This is a genomic window from Aliiglaciecola sp. 2_MG-2023 (assembly GCF_030548145.1).
Classification (GTDB): domain Bacteria; phylum Pseudomonadota; class Gammaproteobacteria; order Enterobacterales; family Alteromonadaceae; genus Aliiglaciecola; species Aliiglaciecola lipolytica_A.
On sequence record NZ_JAUORY010000016.1, the window covers coordinates 69,729 to 84,935 of the forward strand.

The following is a 15,207-nucleotide window of genomic DNA, read 5'->3' on the forward strand; positions in this document are numbered from 1 at the left end:
CATCTACACCATGTTTATCGTTCCAAGTTGGTTAAATAGCCGCTTGGAGCGATAATATCTGATTAATTTCTTGCGTAAAAATTAGCTCAGCGTCTTTATTGTATCCCCTTGATGCCAAGTTCATAAAACCATGCTCGAATTCCGTCTTTTGGCACTTCACATTGTCATGTATAGCTAATTCGTCAATCACAGTATCTATGTTGAAATTCGGTTCTTTATGGGGAAAATAAAGTTGGGTTGGTAGAGAAGGCTTGAGTTTAGTAAAAAAACGTATTTGGCCTGGATAAAAACCATAAAAATTATCGATACTTTGCGAATAGTCTTTTTCACTCAACAACTTATATAGTGAAGCTGCCCCAGCACTAAAGCCTATGACGGTTTTGTCCGCGAGGCTAGCAGCCAAAGCTGCCGCAATTCGTAAAGTATAACGTTGTATTCCGCCAGCCTGTTGAAATGCGGAATAAGCCAAGGCTTCATCAGTAAAGTTCACCGAAGAGATATACGGACTGACAATGGTAAGTTGCCAGTCCGCAGGTAAAATCTGTTTGCACCACGATTTAAATGACTCGGTTTGTCCAAAAATATCGGAGCAAACAACTAACTGATGTTGCATGGTATTTCCTGTAATAACGGCTGTGTTTAAGCCATCATACCACCATCAACGACAACCGTTGTGCCGGTTGTGTAACTTGATGCATCAGAGACTAAATACAACACAGTCCCCGCCATTTCATCAGGATCAGCTACTCGGCCTAATGGAATAATTTGCAGAGCTTGTTTTAGGATCTTATCGTTAGTAGTTAACGCCGACGCAAATTTGGTGTCTGTCAATCCTGGCAATAATGCATTTACTCGAATGTTCAAACTGCCACATTCCTTGGCGAAAGCTTTGGTCATGCTCACTACGGCAGCTTTTGATATAGAGTAAATACCTTGCATATCGCCTGGTGACAATGCATTCACAGAAGCGGTATTTAAGATCACGCCACCGCCCTGCTCTTTCATCATTTTACCGGCAGCCACTGACATAAAGAAATAACCGCGAATATTCACATCTACAGTTTTATCGTAGGCGGCAAGATCAGTATCTAAAATGTGTCCGAAAAAGGGATTGGCCGCAGCGTTATTCACCAAAATATCTAGTTGACCAAACTGTTCTTTGATTTGCGCAAAGGTAGCATCTATTTGTGCTATTTCGCCAACGTGGCAAGCCATAGCATGGGCTTTACCGCCATTGTCTCGAATACTTTGCGCAATAACTTCACAGCCATCAATTTTGCGGCTTGAAACAATCACCTCAGCGCCATAAGCAGCGAGTAATCGTGCAATCGACTCTCCGATGCCTCTACTAGCACCTGTTACTAATGCCACTTTCCCAGTTAAATCGAATAAATTTTTGTTCATTTTTTGTTCCTGTAAATAAAGAGCTTTGCATTTAAGCGCTCTGGAAATTAATTGCCCTTACGACTAAGAGCCTAAGGATAATTTAATTAAGCAGTTAATCCGCCATCTAACACCATTGAATGGCCTGTCATGAAGCTTGATTCATCACTGCACAGCCATGCTATTGCATAGGCAATTTCTTCTGCTTCACCAAGGCGTTTCATTGGGTTAGCACCAATCAGAGAGTTCTGTTGCTTTTCATTAAAATTCGCCAACACAGTTTCAACCATGGGAGTTTTAACAAAACTAGGACATACCGCATTAACCCGAATATTGGCCCGAGCATACTCAATAGCGACTGATTTAGTCAGTCCAATCACACCATGTTTCGATGCGCCATAAGCGGATATAGTCGGTGCCCCCGATACTCCAGCGACTGAGGCCAAATTAATTACATGGCCACCACCCACTTCCAGCATATGCTGAATAGCTTGTTTCATGCAGTACCAGACGCCTGTCAAATTGATTGCAATATTGCGATGAAACTCTTCATCTGGAACATCCAACATGCGTGCCGGTGTATGGTCGACACCAGCGTTATTGAGGGCCACATTAATTTGTCCAAATTTAGCGATGGCTGCTGCGTAAAAGGCTTTAACAGAATCATTTTGAGTAACATCTAATGCAAAAAACTCTACAGCGTATCCCTGCGCTTGTAGCGCTTCACTCAGGGCCTTTCCACCCTCGACATTACGATCGCCAAAAAACACTTTAGCTCCCCGAGACGCCAATAACTCGGTAGTTTTAGCGCCAATCCCTGATGCACCGCCTGTAACCACTATATGTTTATTTTCTACGTCTGCAGCTTTCATGATGTATGGTCCACTTTAATCACCAACTTACCAAAATTTTCCCCTCTGAAAAGCATCAGTAAGGTATCAGGAAAAGTTTCTAATCCTTCTACTACGTGTTCTTTGGCAATCAGTTTACCTTCAGCGATCCAACCTGACATTTCAGCTGCTGCTTTGCCGTAATTTTCAATATTATCAAACACCACAATGCCTTCCATACGAGCTCGATTGACTAATAATGTTAAGTAATTTGAAGGGCCTTTAACTGCTGTAGTGTTGTTGTATTGACTGATTGCGCCACAAATAACAATTCTGGCTTTCATGTTTATCTGAGTTAATACGTCATCGAGAATGTCGCCACCGACGTTATCAAAAAACACATCAACACCATCTGGGCACTGCTCTTTTAAGGCTTTTTTAACGTCTGAATTTTTATAATCAACGACACCGTCAAATCCGAGCTCATCAACTAAGTAGCGACACTTGTCTTCGCCACCGGCAATACCCACTACGCGACAACCTTTGATTTTTGCGATTTGTCCAACAACAGTGCCTACAGCGCCAGCAGCACCTGAAACCACAACAGTTTCGCCAGCTTTAGGCTGACCGGTGTCCAAAATACCAAAATATGCAGTCATACCCGGCATGCCTAGTACACCTAAATAGCGCTCTAACGGTGCTAAATTGGGATCAACTTTATACACGCCCTGAGTTGAAATAACGGCGAAATCGGTCACACCAAAACCGCCGTATACAAAGTCTCCAGCGCTAAAATTAGGATCAGTTGATTCGAGCACTTCACCGACACCACCGGCTCGCATGACTTCGCCAATACCAACTGGAGGAATGTAGGATTTACCTTCATTCATCCAACCACGCATGGCGGGATCGAGAGAAATATACAGGACTTTTACCTTTATCTGATTGTCTCCAAGTGTGGGTAATTCTGTTTTCACAAAATCCCAGTTTGCTGCCGTTGGCGTCCCTACCGGACGTGAAGCTAAAAGAAATTGTCTGCTTTTCATAATTGTTGTTTCCATTTCTTTGTGATTAAAACCATTCGGGTTGCATATCGCTGCAACTACTGTCGAATGCTTGAAGTAGTTTTAAGTCTCTATCTATCAAAGGGAGTTCCCAATTGATGTAATATTTTGCCGCTTGAATTTTGCCAAGGTAATATGACTTATCTTCAGCTTTGCACTCTGCCAATGCTTTTTCCGCCACGTTTGCTTGACGGATCCAAATCCAGCTCATCACAATGCTCGAAAATACATTCATGAAACATTGGGCATTAGCCAATAAATTAGGCAGCTTTTCATTTCGCAATGCTTCTCCAAGCACCGGAATTAGCGGTTGCATTTTTGCCATATAGTCCAAAGTGGATTTCACTAGAGGAGCACAGCTCTCTCCCGTCGCAGTGTTAAAATCTGCCAGTATGCGGGTTTGCAATGTGTTTAAACCTGCGCCATTTGCTTGCCACAACTTGCGTGTGAGCAGATCTAAGGCTTGAATACCATTGGTCCCTTCATGGATAGGGTTAAGGCGATTGTCACGCCAGCACTGTTCGACTGGGTATTCTCGTGTATAGCCTGCTCCTCCTAAGACTTGAATAGCTAAATCATTTGCCTTCACGCCAAACTCAGATGGCCATGCTTTAACCACAGGCGTGAGCAGATCCAACAGCTCTTCAGTCACTTTTCTTTGTTCTGAAGATTCCAACGTTTTCACATCATCCACTAACCTAGCGGCATATAAACAAAGGGACATTGCACCTTCAACGTAGGCTTTTTGGGCCAATAACATACGTTTGACGTCACCATGATTAATAATTTCGGTCGCCGGATCTGTAGGTGCATTATTTGGAGGAATACGGCCTTGAGTGCGATCTTTTGCGTAAGCTAAAGAATATTGATAGCCACTATAACCAATCATAGCGGCCCCAAAACCAACACCGATTCGCGCCTCGTTCATCATCAAGAACATGTACTTAAGCCCTTGATGAGCTTCCCCTAACAAATACCCATGACAATCCCCATTTTCACCGAAACTCAATGCGGTAGAGGTTGTGCCGCGATAGCCCATTTTGTGAATCAATCCGGCCAATGCAACGTCATTTTTAGTACTTGGCTCGCCCGCTTCATCTAAGCGATATTTAGGTACAACAAACAGTGAAATACCTTTAACGCCAGGAGGAGCGCCCTGAATTTTGGCTAACACTAAATGTACAATATTGTTAGATAACTGATGTTCACCGGCAGAGATATATAATTTACTGCCTTTAATACGGTAACTACCATCTTCGGCTTTAACCGCACTAGTTCGTATGTCTGCCAGTGAAGAACCCGCGTGGGGTTCGGTTAATGCCATAGTGCCGGTGAATTCGCCACTGAGCATTCTTGGCATAAATTGTTGCTTTAACGATTCTGAAGCAAAATTACCAATCACATTGGCTGCGGCGACGGTTAAGAAGGCATACCCTGAAGTCGATGGGTTAGCCGCCATAAAGTAGCCAGAGGTTGCCATCATTATGGTTTCAGGAAGTTGCATTCCACCTTCTTCAAAATCATAACGTCCAGCCATGAATCCCGCCTCGTTATAAGCATCAAATGCCTCTTTAACTTGTGGGATCATATGCACTGTTGTGCCGTCAAATTTGGGTTCATCTGCATCAGCAATAGCATTATGGGTGGCAAACTTCTCAGAAGCGATTTTGTTAGCTGTTGCTAAAATGGCATCGAAGGTTTCTTTATTGTGTTCAGCAAAACGTTCACGTTGCAATAACGATTCAATATCAAGCACTTCATATAATTGAAACGGTAATTCTTTAGGGTGGATTAATTCATCATTCATTAGGTGCATCCTTAGTTAGATCATGCACCTAGCATCACATATTTAGACCTGTACGCTAACTGTCATTATTGACTCTTTTATGGCTAATATCGCCACACATTCATAATCGTGATAAGCTTTTAAAAACCCAACTTATATAGAGTCATTTTAACGTGCACAATGTCACCATTTTAGGTTATGAACATGCTTATGCCAGTGCAATAACAGGCGCATTAGATATATTTGCGTTAGCGGGTGTGACTTGGCAACGGATGCAAGGCAAACCCCCTGAACGAATTTTTAATGTTCAGCTAGCATCAGTGGGAAAACGTGATATTGAATGCATCAACCACCTCACTTTAAAGAGCCAAGTAGCCATTGAAGATGTTGACCAAACTGACATATTAATCATCCCAACTATAGGCGGAAAACTCGAAGAGGTGTTGTCAGCAAATCGTAACCTGCTACCTTTTTTACAATATTTCAATAGCAAAGGAACTGATATTGCCAGTAATTGTAGCGGCGCTTTTTTTCTCGCCGAAGCAGGCATTTTGAATAATAAAAAAGCGACAACACACTGGGGATATGCTGAGACATTTGCTAAGCGTTACCCACAAGTTGATTTGTTGTCGAACAAACTCATTACACAAGATGGTAATATTTACTGTTCCGGTGGCGGCATGGCTTGGTTCGATCTAGCCCTGCTATTGATTGAGCGATATTGCGGCCATGATGTGGCTACCAATACAGCTAAAGCCCATGTGTTAGATATTTCTCGGGGAAATCAAGCCGCTTACGCGCAATTAAGAAGTAAAAAATATCATCAAGATGCTGAGATTTTGCGTGCGCAAGAGTGGTTAGAAAGTAACTATCATCAACCTATTTCATTAGACCAACTGGCGAATCAAGTTAGCCTAACCAATCGTACCTTTTTGCGACGTTTCAAAATTGCCACAGAGCAAACTCCTTTTTCATATTTGCAATCCATTCGCGTCGAAGCGGCTAAGAAACTGTTAGAAACCGAGAACTCTTCGTTGGAAGCCATAGTGACAAAAGTAGGTTATGAAGATCCTCGCTCTTTCACACGATTGTTCAACTCACTAACCGGTTTATCTCCGAGTCAATATCGCAAAAAATTCTTTCGTACTTATAGTTAAATTCGAACTCGCTAAATAACAAACGAAAAATCTGAAAAATAACCGAATAATGTCGGCATTTATGACTATCTTTAAAGCATTGCTCGTATCTGAGCTATAAATATTGGATTCTGTTGGAATATAAAATTACACTAGCGCCCAAATAATGTTTGCAGCTTAAAACATGACCCAATTCTAAAAATATATCCGCTTTTTATCTCTTCTCAAGGTTAAAAAGCAAAAGGATAAACACACAACTAATTTAAATTAACAACTTGGTAATATAATGAAAACACTTAATAAAACAGTGATTGCACTGTGCATACAATCGGCCTTATTTAGCCAATTAAGTTTCGCTCAAGAGCAAGATACCGTTGCCGCAGAGCGTAGTTTGGAAAAAATCACCGTGACGGCACAAAAACGCACGCAAAGTATTCAAGATGTTCCAATCTCAATTGCTACATTAAACGGTGAACGTTTTGAAAGTATCTTTTCCGGTGGTGAAGATATCATTGCACTAGCAGTGAGAGTACCTGGACTATATGCCGAGACATCTAACGGTCGTGTTGCTCCACGGTTTTATATTCGCGGATTGGGGAATTCAGATTTCGATTTAGCCGCATCTCAACCTGTTTCTATTGTGATGGATGATGTTGTAAAAGAAAACGTCATATTAAAAAGCTTCCCATTATTTGATGTTTCGCAAGTAGAAGTAATACGAGGACCGCAAGGAACCCTATTTGGTAGAAATACCACCGCCGGCATTGTAAAATTTGATTCAGTGAAGCCCACTGAAGACTTCGATGCTTATATGAAATTAGGAGTCGGCAATTTAGGTACGTTAAACTTCGAAGGTGCTGTTGGCGGTGGTCTAACCGATAACCTTTCAGGTCGTTTTTCAGTTTTATCGCAGAATCGTGACGATTGGATTGATAATGCCTATACTGGCGAAAATGACGCCATGGGTGGTTTCGATGAAAAAGCTTGGCGTGGACAACTACTCTTCTCACCAAATGAAGACTTTTCTGCCTTATTAAACGTTCACGGCAGAGAGTTAGATGGCACAGCGTCTATATTCCGCGCCAACATATTTACCAAAGGTAGCAACGACCTAAACGAAAATTATGATCGTGACGTGCTTTACTATGATGGCGATATTGATGGTAATGGTGCTGACAATAATCCGCAAGAGTACAACAATTATGGGGCCTCTCTAAAATTAGAATTTGCGCTTGAAAATATGTCTTTAACCAGCATTACCGCATACGAACAAGCTGAAGGTTATAGCTTAGGTGATATTGATGGTGGTGTAGTATTAAACGAACCAGCAGATATAAATGGTGATGGTACTGAAGAAACCACTTTCCCTGGTAACATTGCGTTTTCTGCAGTTACACAAGATAAGTTGGATGATTTAGAACAGTTAACTCAAGAAATTCGCCTAGCCAGTGAAACAGATGAAGCGATGAGTTGGCAAGTGGGCGCATTTTATTATGATTCATCTTTTAACGTAACCAGTATAGATGGATTTTACGGCGCGACCACCGTCTATCATGAAAACACGACTTGGGCTGTTTTTGGTCAAACCTCTTATCAAGTTAACCAAAAATTAGAGGTAACTGGTGGTCTTCGCTATACCTATGATGAAAAATCTTTGATCGTTGGCGAACAGAATGTTGACGGCTTCGCGTTAGTAATTGGTGCTGCATCAATCCAAGAGTACGAAGACATCAATGTTGATGATGGACAATTAAGCTGGGAACTAAGCGCAAATTATAAGCTAGATAACGACACCTCAGTGTTTGCTCGACTAGCGAATGGTTTTAGAGCACAAACCATACAAGGCCGCGATGTTGCATTTGAAGCAAGTCCTTCAGTTGCAGAAGCAGAAACCATTAATTCTGCTGAATTGGGTATCAAAAAAGACCTGTTAGATAATACCTTACGCATCAATGCCGCTGCTTTTTACTATGAAATTGACGACATGCAATTAAGTGCAATTGGCGGTGGTGCAAATACGACTGCGCTGATCAATGCTGACAAAGGTGTGGGTTATGGTTTCGAAATTGACGTTGAGTACTTGCTAAACGAGTTCATTACATTAACGGCAGGATATAGTTACAACCACACTGAAATCCAAGATAGTGGTTTAACAATATTACCTTGTGGTGCTAGTGCAGACTTCGCTTTCACAGGAAATTGTACTGTCTTTGACCCTCGCCCAGATGGTTACTCTGCGAGTATAGATGGAAATTCATTTCCACAAGCACCAGAGACTATCTTTAACTTTACAGCCAGATACGCTACGCCAATTGGCGATAATGGCGAGTTATTTGTGTTCACCGATTGGGCATTCCAAGGTGAAACCAGCTTCTTCTTATATGACTCTGTAGAATTCACCTCAGACGATAATTACGAAGGTGGTTTGCGTATTGGTTATGAAAATTACGAAAACAATTACAGCATAGCGCTATTCGGTAGAAATATTACCGATGAAGAAAATGTGAAAGGTGCAATTGATTTCAATAACCTTGCTGGCATCATGAATCAACCTCGTATTTTTGGTATAGAAGCAAAAATTAGCTTCTACTAGGCTCAGTGAAATTAACTAAATTAAATGAACTAAGCGAAATTAACTAAGTTAAATAAACTAAGTGAAATGAGTTAAGCCAAAAGCGATCCTTTTTAGGATCGCTTTTTTATGTGCTAAATATCCATTCTCAGAATCTTCTATTAGCGGAGAAACAACGCCCTTTGGATGATATAAGCGGATTTTAAAATAACCACACTAATAGCGTCCAGTGAGTTGCAAAATGGCACTGCCTACACCTGCGATACTCTCACCAGCAACCATTCCTGACGCAATAGCGATTAAAAAGCGCTGACTCCAAGTTAAGGCATAGCGACGTAATAACCACGCAATCGCCGCTCCTAAAAACATACTGAATGAAATAGACGCAGGGATGACGAAAGCAAGCCCTAGTGCCGGCCCGCTTGGCATAATGCGCGCCACTTTCGAAGGTAAATAGCGCTCCGCTAGCATTAACATAATACTGGCAACAACACCTGCCAGCATAGCCAGGCGTGCATTTAATGGAATAGCCGACAAGCCGACATTAAGTGTTTCAGCCACAGCTTGCCAAGTTACAACGGCTGGCGCTGGCCAATTTTCAGAGATAAGCATGGTCTGTGGATCAGGGATCAAGGTTAGATAAGTTAAACTACCAATAATACTGCCCGTAAGCACACCGATGCATTGGGCTACAACCTGATGTAACGGGTTAGCATGAATAATGCGCCCTACCTTAAAATCATTCAGTAAATCTGCACACTGACCGGCGGTACCACCAGCAACATTGGCTGTAGTGAGATTTGTTGTCATGTTCCCAGGCGCAGCGATTCCCATAGATAACTGCGAAACCTGACCAATGGCACCAATAGGTGGGATCCCCGTTTCACCCACTACCCTCCCAGCCACTACGGCAAGGATAAACGCCAACGGGACAGCCAATAATGCCATATAAAAGTCGGTATCAAACAACCACATTTGCACACCCACTACAAGAGTACATGCCACCAGCAACCCAGCGTAAACTAACTTTCCACGGTGATAGACTGGCCCTGTCGGCAACTTCTCTTGCTCCTCCTGTTTAGTTCTAATTACAGGTAACAACATGAGTATGAATGGACCAATCGAAGCCGTTACCATCAAAGTGACGCCTGGCCATAAAAGCCAGCCTACCAATTCTGGAAACCAACTTGCTGTAGGATTATTCGAACCAGGTAAAACCCACCCCTGATCAAGAGCTTCCGGGCCAATTATCCCCCATGACAGCACTGCACCGACAAGCAAGCTTATCCCAATTCTAGGACCAATTATGGCGCCAAAACCGATTAGCAGAGGCGATGGATCAAGAAAAAAAGTTAAATTCTTAAAACTGTAGCTTGCTGCATTTGAGGCACTAGAGCTTGACAACGATCCTGGTAGAGTAATCCGTGGTATCGTCCACCAATAGCTATCAGTGATTTTTACTAAGGCGGCGCCTAGCGCGGCCAAACCTAAGGCGTAAACCCGTAACATCGCTTCTTTGCCTTTACTGAAGATATCCTGCATCACTTGCGCAGTTGCGACGCCCGCAGGAAGGGGTAATGGTGAACGAATTAAAAACGGGGTCAGTAGAAAATAAGCCACCCAAATTCCAAAAAACGAAACCGTGAACACCCAAATAATTAGTTGATACCAAGGAAGTTCAATATTACTGACTAGCGCTAAAGCCGGTATCGGCGCTACCAGTCCTCCAGAAATAATAGACGCCGCAGAAGAAGCTGCAGTTTGATTTATGTTGCTTTCCAGTAAGCCCCACGGCTTAGCTAAGGTTAACTGGTGTAATAAGCTCCAGAAGCCAAAGCTCAATAAAGCAGCGGTGATTGACATATTAAAAGTCCAGCCAATTTTCAGGCCAGAATAGATATTACACGGTGTTAGCAAAATGCCGAGGAACATGCCGGTAATCAAGGCCCTCAAGGTAAGTTCGGGCTGGGTTTTAACTGTCATTATCAGCCCCATCTCTGGCTGAACCGCCACTTGCCATATACGCCACCAGTAAGCGGGTTACACTCAGCAAGCTATCCATATGAGTACGCTCATACCCATGGGTAGATTCAGTCCCAAAAGTGATCAAACCATGTTGCAGATCCTTACCCGCAATAATCGCCGAATGTGTATCACTGCGATAAAATTTATAGACATCTCTGCGAAACGGAATCTTATGTTGTTCACATAAGCGTGTCAGTTTCTTAGCAAGACTAGAATGGTACACCCCACTGGTATCTTTGATGCCAAGATTAACGCAATGTTCTGATGAGTTTTGGCCCGGGGCAACCGGACCAATATCGACACTCAATAATTCACCAACTTGCTCATCCGGAGCATGCCCACAGCCACATCCCGTTTCCTCAGACAATGAAAAAATAGGATGGCATTCCACCGCCAGATTAGGACGTTTTCCCAGCGCTTTGATTGCTGTCAAAACACAAGCAACACCCGCTTTATCATCAAGGTAACGAGAGCTGATGTAGCCATTGGCTAAAAACTCAGTATTGGGATCGAATGCAACAATACTTCCCACATCTATACCTAACGCCCTCACGTCCTCTGGGTTTTTACAGCTTTGGTCCAAACGCAACTGCACATAGTCCCAGCCAATGGGTAAGGTATCTACTTCATCTCCATATACATGGCCAGAAGACTTGATAGGTAACACGGTGCCACGCACAGGTGTAACGCAATCTAACACACTTACCCGTCCCCCTTCGGCAAAACGTGCAGACCAGGTCCCCAACGGAACTAACCTCAACCGACCATCTGGTTCAATGGCTTGTACCATCGCCCCCAATGTATCGAGGTGAGCAGAAACTGCTCGGTCGGCATCGCGCTGTTGACCATTTAGTGTGGCAACTATAGTCCCTCTGCGTTTAATGCAGTACTCAACACCTAAGCCCTGCAGTTTTGTCGTTACGTAAGCCACAATCTCGTCTGTGTACCCCAAAGGTGATGGGATCGCGAGTAATTCTGCCAGTGTTGTATACAGATAATCTTCATCTAAAACCACGCTGCGTGCTCCTTGACTAATTAAAACTGATAACTCAGTCCGGTATAGAAATAGCGTCCAATCTGGTCATAAATTATCGCATCATCACCAAAAGAACGAGTTTCAGGTACCAGCGCTAAAGCCGGAGGGTGCTTATCAAACACATTGTTGATACCTGCATACACGTCTAGGTTGTCGCCAAGAGCGTATCTCGCTTGAAGGTCGGTGTACCAGATAGTGCCTGTGGCATTCGGACTGCGGGTTTCTGCAGCTTCAGCTAAGTCATATTTCATATCTGAAAAGTAACGTTCTTCTGCGGTGAGAATGAGGGCATCCCACTGGTAAGTAACTCGAAAATTAAACTGCAATTCGGGATCACCCAGTTCACCCGCTTCTTGATCAGGCGCCTCACCTGCTTGGGTGTAAAAATCGAGTTTATTGAGGTAGGTACCAATTAAACTAAAACGCAGATCTGAGTCAGCGAAGCTATACAGATAGTTGGCCTCAACGTCGACGCCTGAGGCTTCAAACGACGCAATATTGATGAGCTGGTTTGATACCGTTGCAATATTACCACTGGCATCACGGGTAATTACGCTACATAAGGGGTTACTCAACGATGTAGCATCCACACAACCATTAATAGTTGCTTGGGCAGAGAAACTACTAATGGCATCTTTGATTTCAATGTCCCAGTAATCCACGGTAATGGACAAATTATCTATTGCATCTGGTGTAAGAACGACTCCAAAGGTAAAAGTATCGGCCTTTTCTTCTTGTAAATCCTCATTTCCGCCAGAAAATACCGCTTTAGTAAAAGCTTCAGAGTTTGATTGATAGTCAGCAGTTAAGCCCAGCGCTTCACAGTTGGCTGCCCGGTTAGCGCTACCCGACGCCAAATAATCTGCATCACAGGGATCAGCAAGGAACTGGTTAGATTGTTCCACAGCAGCATATAACTCCCCGATATTTGGCGCTCTAACCGCTTCAGACAAGGTCGTACGTAAGCGTACAGTGTCGTTTATTGCCCAGTCGGCTCCAATCTTCCAAGTCGTTGCTGCGCCAATAGTAGAATAATCTGCATAACGAATTGCTGCATCTAAGGTTAAACTGTTGATTAACGCAATATCGGTTAAAAGTGGTAGTGATACTTCGGCAAATATTTCGTTTACATCAAACTCCCCTTTAGTATCTGCGATCGCTGCAGTGGCAAACAATGCGCCGCTATTTCGCAGATACCCCTCTTCGGTGGCGGAGGTTTCTTCTCGATATTCAATACCGGCAGCAAATGCAATTTCACCACCAGGTAATTCAATACCAGTGTAACCGTCGATAGAAGCATGTAAAACCTGCTGGGTTAATTTACCTTCAGTAACAAAATCTACCTGACTAAACGTTAGCGCTTCTTCCGTTGCCGCATTTGGGCCAAGAATATTTAGTGGCACACATCCATTAGATTGATCACGACAAACCGACTCGCCACTTTCATCTAAAACAACATCAATTTGTTGTAGAAAATTGGCATTAATCCGCTCATTAATAAACTCGGTGGTGTTATTTGTTTCTCCATACTGGTAATGCACCGTAAAATCGATATTGTCAGTTAGCACACCTTCAAAACCAAACACCAGTTGAGTGGTATCACGGTCGGAGTGCGACTGCCTCCCTCCCTGGTCAACATTGGTTCGTCCAACATAGAAGCCATCAATATTTTCAGCACTTAGAATATTGCGCAGATCGTCAGGTACGTATGGATTATCGGCCAAAATAAATGCACCTGGAATACCGCTAGCAGAAGCATCCGTGCCCAGATTAAATGTTGGTTGACCGTTAGTGTCAGAGGTTGTCTTGGCAAATTTACCATCAGCAAATAAGCGCACATCATCATTAAAATCGTAGGTCATGCCTGCCGCCACAATAGTGCGTTCAACCGGCACTGCGAGCAAGTCATAATCAGACATATCAACAAAGTCTCCGCCCTGACTCAACCAAGATTGAACCAAGTAGCCCATGTCTTGACTCACAAGGTTTCCTGCATCGTCAAATGTAAAAGGCCCACCGTAGGCGTCAAACGTTTCACCATTTGGATCAACTACCTGCCCACCTGCCGGCGTACCTATAAAACCGGTATTGGCAAATAAAATCTGATCAGGAATGCTATCATCACTCCCTGTATTATTAGGATTAGGACCATATCGTGTTTCGGTGCTCGCCCAATCACGCTCTGAAGCGCGCGCAGATAAAGAACGGTCGAATGTAGCATTAAAGAAAATGTTACCTCGATCATCAGCAAAGTTACTTCCCCCGGTCAAACTGAGATTAAATTGTTCACCATCACTTTTACTCGAGATACCGGTTTGCGCAGTAAACTGTAGACCCTCGATATCATCTTTGGTGATAATATTGATAACTCCAGACACCGCGTCTGCCCCATAAATTGCAGATGCTCCGCCGGTAATGACTTCAACCCGTTTAATAATCGCACTTGGGATAGTGCTCATATCTACCGCTGCACTGCCAGAACGACTGCCAACGTGACGGCGACCGTTAATCAATACTAGGGTACGGTCAATACCCAATCCACGGAGATTCAAAAAATTGGTACCGGCTTCTTGAGCATCACCGGTAGTATTCACGTTACCAGTGGTTTGCGTTGCTCTTATTGCCGGTAACTCATTTAATATATCAGCAATTCGAACATCTCCGCTAAGAGCAAGGGTTGCTGCGTCAATAGACGTTATTGGAGTGGGCGTGGTTGATCCAAGCCGGCCAATTCGTGAACCCGTTACTTGGATTTGTTCAACTTTTGGCTCTGCCGTTCCAAAATCAGATATCCTCAAAGAGCCTGTAGCTTCATTTGTCGGTGTGAGGCTAGATAGTGTCTGGTTTTGAGCGACCAGCAGATGCTTTTTTGACGAGGATTCGCTCCCTTCTGGCTTGGTGATCGCAATCGTATCTTCACCCACCAAGGTATAAGTTAGCCCGGTCTCATTTAACAAACTATTTAAAGCTGTTATTGCCGTTTGTTCTCCACTGATGCTTTGGCTAGTGATGCCTTGCAAGGTATCACTTTTAACAGTCACTTGAATACCTGACTGTTTAGAAAAGTCGAGCAGTGCCGCATTTAATGATTGTTCAGGAATATCAAACTGTACAGAGTCATCCAAACTGCCGGCCTCAGCAGACATTGAAAACACCGATAATATGGAACTAAAAATGACCCCATATTTAAAGGACAGACTTGAGTTTTTCACATTTTTCATTTTTGGGTTCCATTTTAAAATTGAAGATATAGACACAATACCCCACCTACAAAATGCATACTTATGCAGCATACACCAATTGGTGTTCGTGCCATGAGTTTATAACTTTCAATAACTAAGACGAATAATTCTTAAAAAGCGGAACTAATAAAAT

At 43.1% G+C, this 15,207-nt stretch carries 10 protein-coding genes; 2 read left to right on the forward strand and 8 right to left on the reverse strand.

The window, feature by feature from the left end; all coding sequences use genetic code 11:
- Positions 1 to 31: 31 nt before the first annotated feature.
- The 5 genes from Q4567_RS15470 to Q4567_RS15490 form a co-directional block, all read right to left on the reverse strand.
- Complete coding sequence (locus Q4567_RS15470; protein ID WP_216047501.1) at positions 32 to 613, reverse strand: hypothetical protein; 582 nt, start codon at positions 611 to 613, stop codon at positions 32 to 34.
- A 26-nt stretch (positions 614 to 639) separates the two neighbouring features.
- On the reverse strand, positions 640 to 1,404 hold the full coding sequence (locus tag Q4567_RS15475) for an SDR family oxidoreductase (RefSeq protein ID WP_216047502.1): 765 nt from the start codon (positions 1,402 to 1,404) through the stop codon (positions 640 to 642).
- Between the two features lie 86 nt (positions 1,405 to 1,490).
- Positions 1,491 to 2,255: an SDR family NAD(P)-dependent oxidoreductase gene (locus Q4567_RS15480; protein ID WP_216047503.1), complete on the reverse strand. Its 765-nt coding sequence runs from the start codon at positions 2,253 to 2,255 to the stop codon at positions 1,491 to 1,493.
- Positions 2,252 to 3,259 (reverse strand): NADP-dependent oxidoreductase, encoded by a 1,008-nt coding sequence (locus Q4567_RS15485; RefSeq protein ID WP_216047504.1) that lies wholly within the window; start codon positions 3,257 to 3,259, stop codon positions 2,252 to 2,254. The genes Q4567_RS15480 and Q4567_RS15485 overlap by 4 nt, the downstream gene beginning before the upstream one ends.
- Positions 3,260 to 3,284: 25 nt before the next feature.
- Positions 3,285 to 5,084 carry an acyl-CoA dehydrogenase gene (locus tag Q4567_RS15490; RefSeq protein ID WP_216047505.1) on the reverse strand — a complete coding sequence of 600 codons (1,800 nt, stop codon included), beginning with the start codon at positions 5,082 to 5,084 and terminating at the stop codon, positions 3,285 to 3,287.
- A gap of 152 nt (positions 5,085 to 5,236) precedes the next feature.
- Here Q4567_RS15490 and Q4567_RS15495 point away from each other — a divergent pair, with 152 nt between their 5' ends.
- Together Q4567_RS15495 and Q4567_RS15500 are read left to right on the forward strand one after the other, a co-directional pair.
- Complete coding sequence (locus tag Q4567_RS15495; RefSeq protein ID WP_216047506.1) at positions 5,237 to 6,220, forward strand: GlxA family transcriptional regulator; 984 nt, start codon at positions 5,237 to 5,239, stop codon at positions 6,218 to 6,220.
- Between the two features lie 265 nt (positions 6,221 to 6,485).
- Positions 6,486 to 8,792, forward strand: coding sequence for a TonB-dependent receptor (locus Q4567_RS15500; protein ID WP_303500968.1), 2,307 nt, complete (start codon positions 6,486 to 6,488; stop codon positions 8,790 to 8,792).
- A 195-nt stretch (positions 8,793 to 8,987) separates the two neighbouring features.
- On the opposite strand, the gene Q4567_RS15505 is transcribed toward Q4567_RS15500, so the two are convergent.
- The 3 genes from Q4567_RS15505 to Q4567_RS15515 are packed head-to-tail and all read right to left on the reverse strand — an operon-like array spanning position 8,988 to position 15,053.
- Positions 8,988 to 10,754 (reverse strand): OPT family oligopeptide transporter, encoded by a 1,767-nt coding sequence (locus tag Q4567_RS15505; RefSeq protein ID WP_303500970.1) that lies wholly within the window; start codon positions 10,752 to 10,754, stop codon positions 8,988 to 8,990.
- Entirely contained in the window at positions 10,744 to 11,811 is a 1,068-nt protein-coding gene (locus Q4567_RS15510; protein WP_303500972.1) for an osmoprotectant NAGGN system M42 family peptidase, read from the reverse strand. The genes Q4567_RS15505 and Q4567_RS15510 overlap by 11 nt, the downstream gene beginning before the upstream one ends.
- A 20-nt stretch (positions 11,812 to 11,831) precedes the next feature.
- A complete protein-coding gene (locus tag Q4567_RS15515) occupies positions 11,832 to 15,053 on the reverse strand; it encodes a TonB-dependent receptor (protein WP_303500974.1) in 3,222 nt (1,073 codons plus the stop codon).
- Between the last annotated feature and the right edge of the window lie 154 nt (positions 15,054 to 15,207).

Coding starts and splice junctions, on each gene's coding strand:
- Q4567_RS15515 (WP_303500974.1), bottom strand. CDS start 15,053: ATGAAAAATGTGAAAAACTCAAGTCTGTCCTTTAAATATGGGGTCATT.
- Q4567_RS15485 (WP_216047504.1), bottom strand. CDS start 3,259: ATGAAAAGCAGACAATTTCTTTTAGCTTCACGTCCGGTAGGGACGCCA.
- Q4567_RS15470 (WP_216047501.1), bottom strand. CDS start 613: ATGCAACATCAGTTAGTTGTTTGCTCCGATATTTTTGGACAAACCGAG.
- Q4567_RS15475 (WP_216047502.1), bottom strand. CDS start 1,404: ATGAACAAAAATTTATTCGATTTAACTGGGAAAGTGGCATTAGTAACA.
- Q4567_RS15480 (WP_216047503.1), bottom strand. CDS start 2,255: ATGAAAGCTGCAGACGTAGAAAATAAACATATAGTGGTTACAGGCGGT.
- Q4567_RS15490 (WP_216047505.1), bottom strand. CDS start 5,084: ATGAATGATGAATTAATCCACCCTAAAGAATTACCGTTTCAATTATAT.
- Q4567_RS15500 (WP_303500968.1), top strand. CDS start 6,486: ATGAAAACACTTAATAAAACAGTGATTGCACTGTGCATACAATCGGCC.
- Q4567_RS15505 (WP_303500970.1), bottom strand. CDS start 10,754: ATGACAGTTAAAACCCAGCCCGAACTTACCTTGAGGGCCTTGATTACC.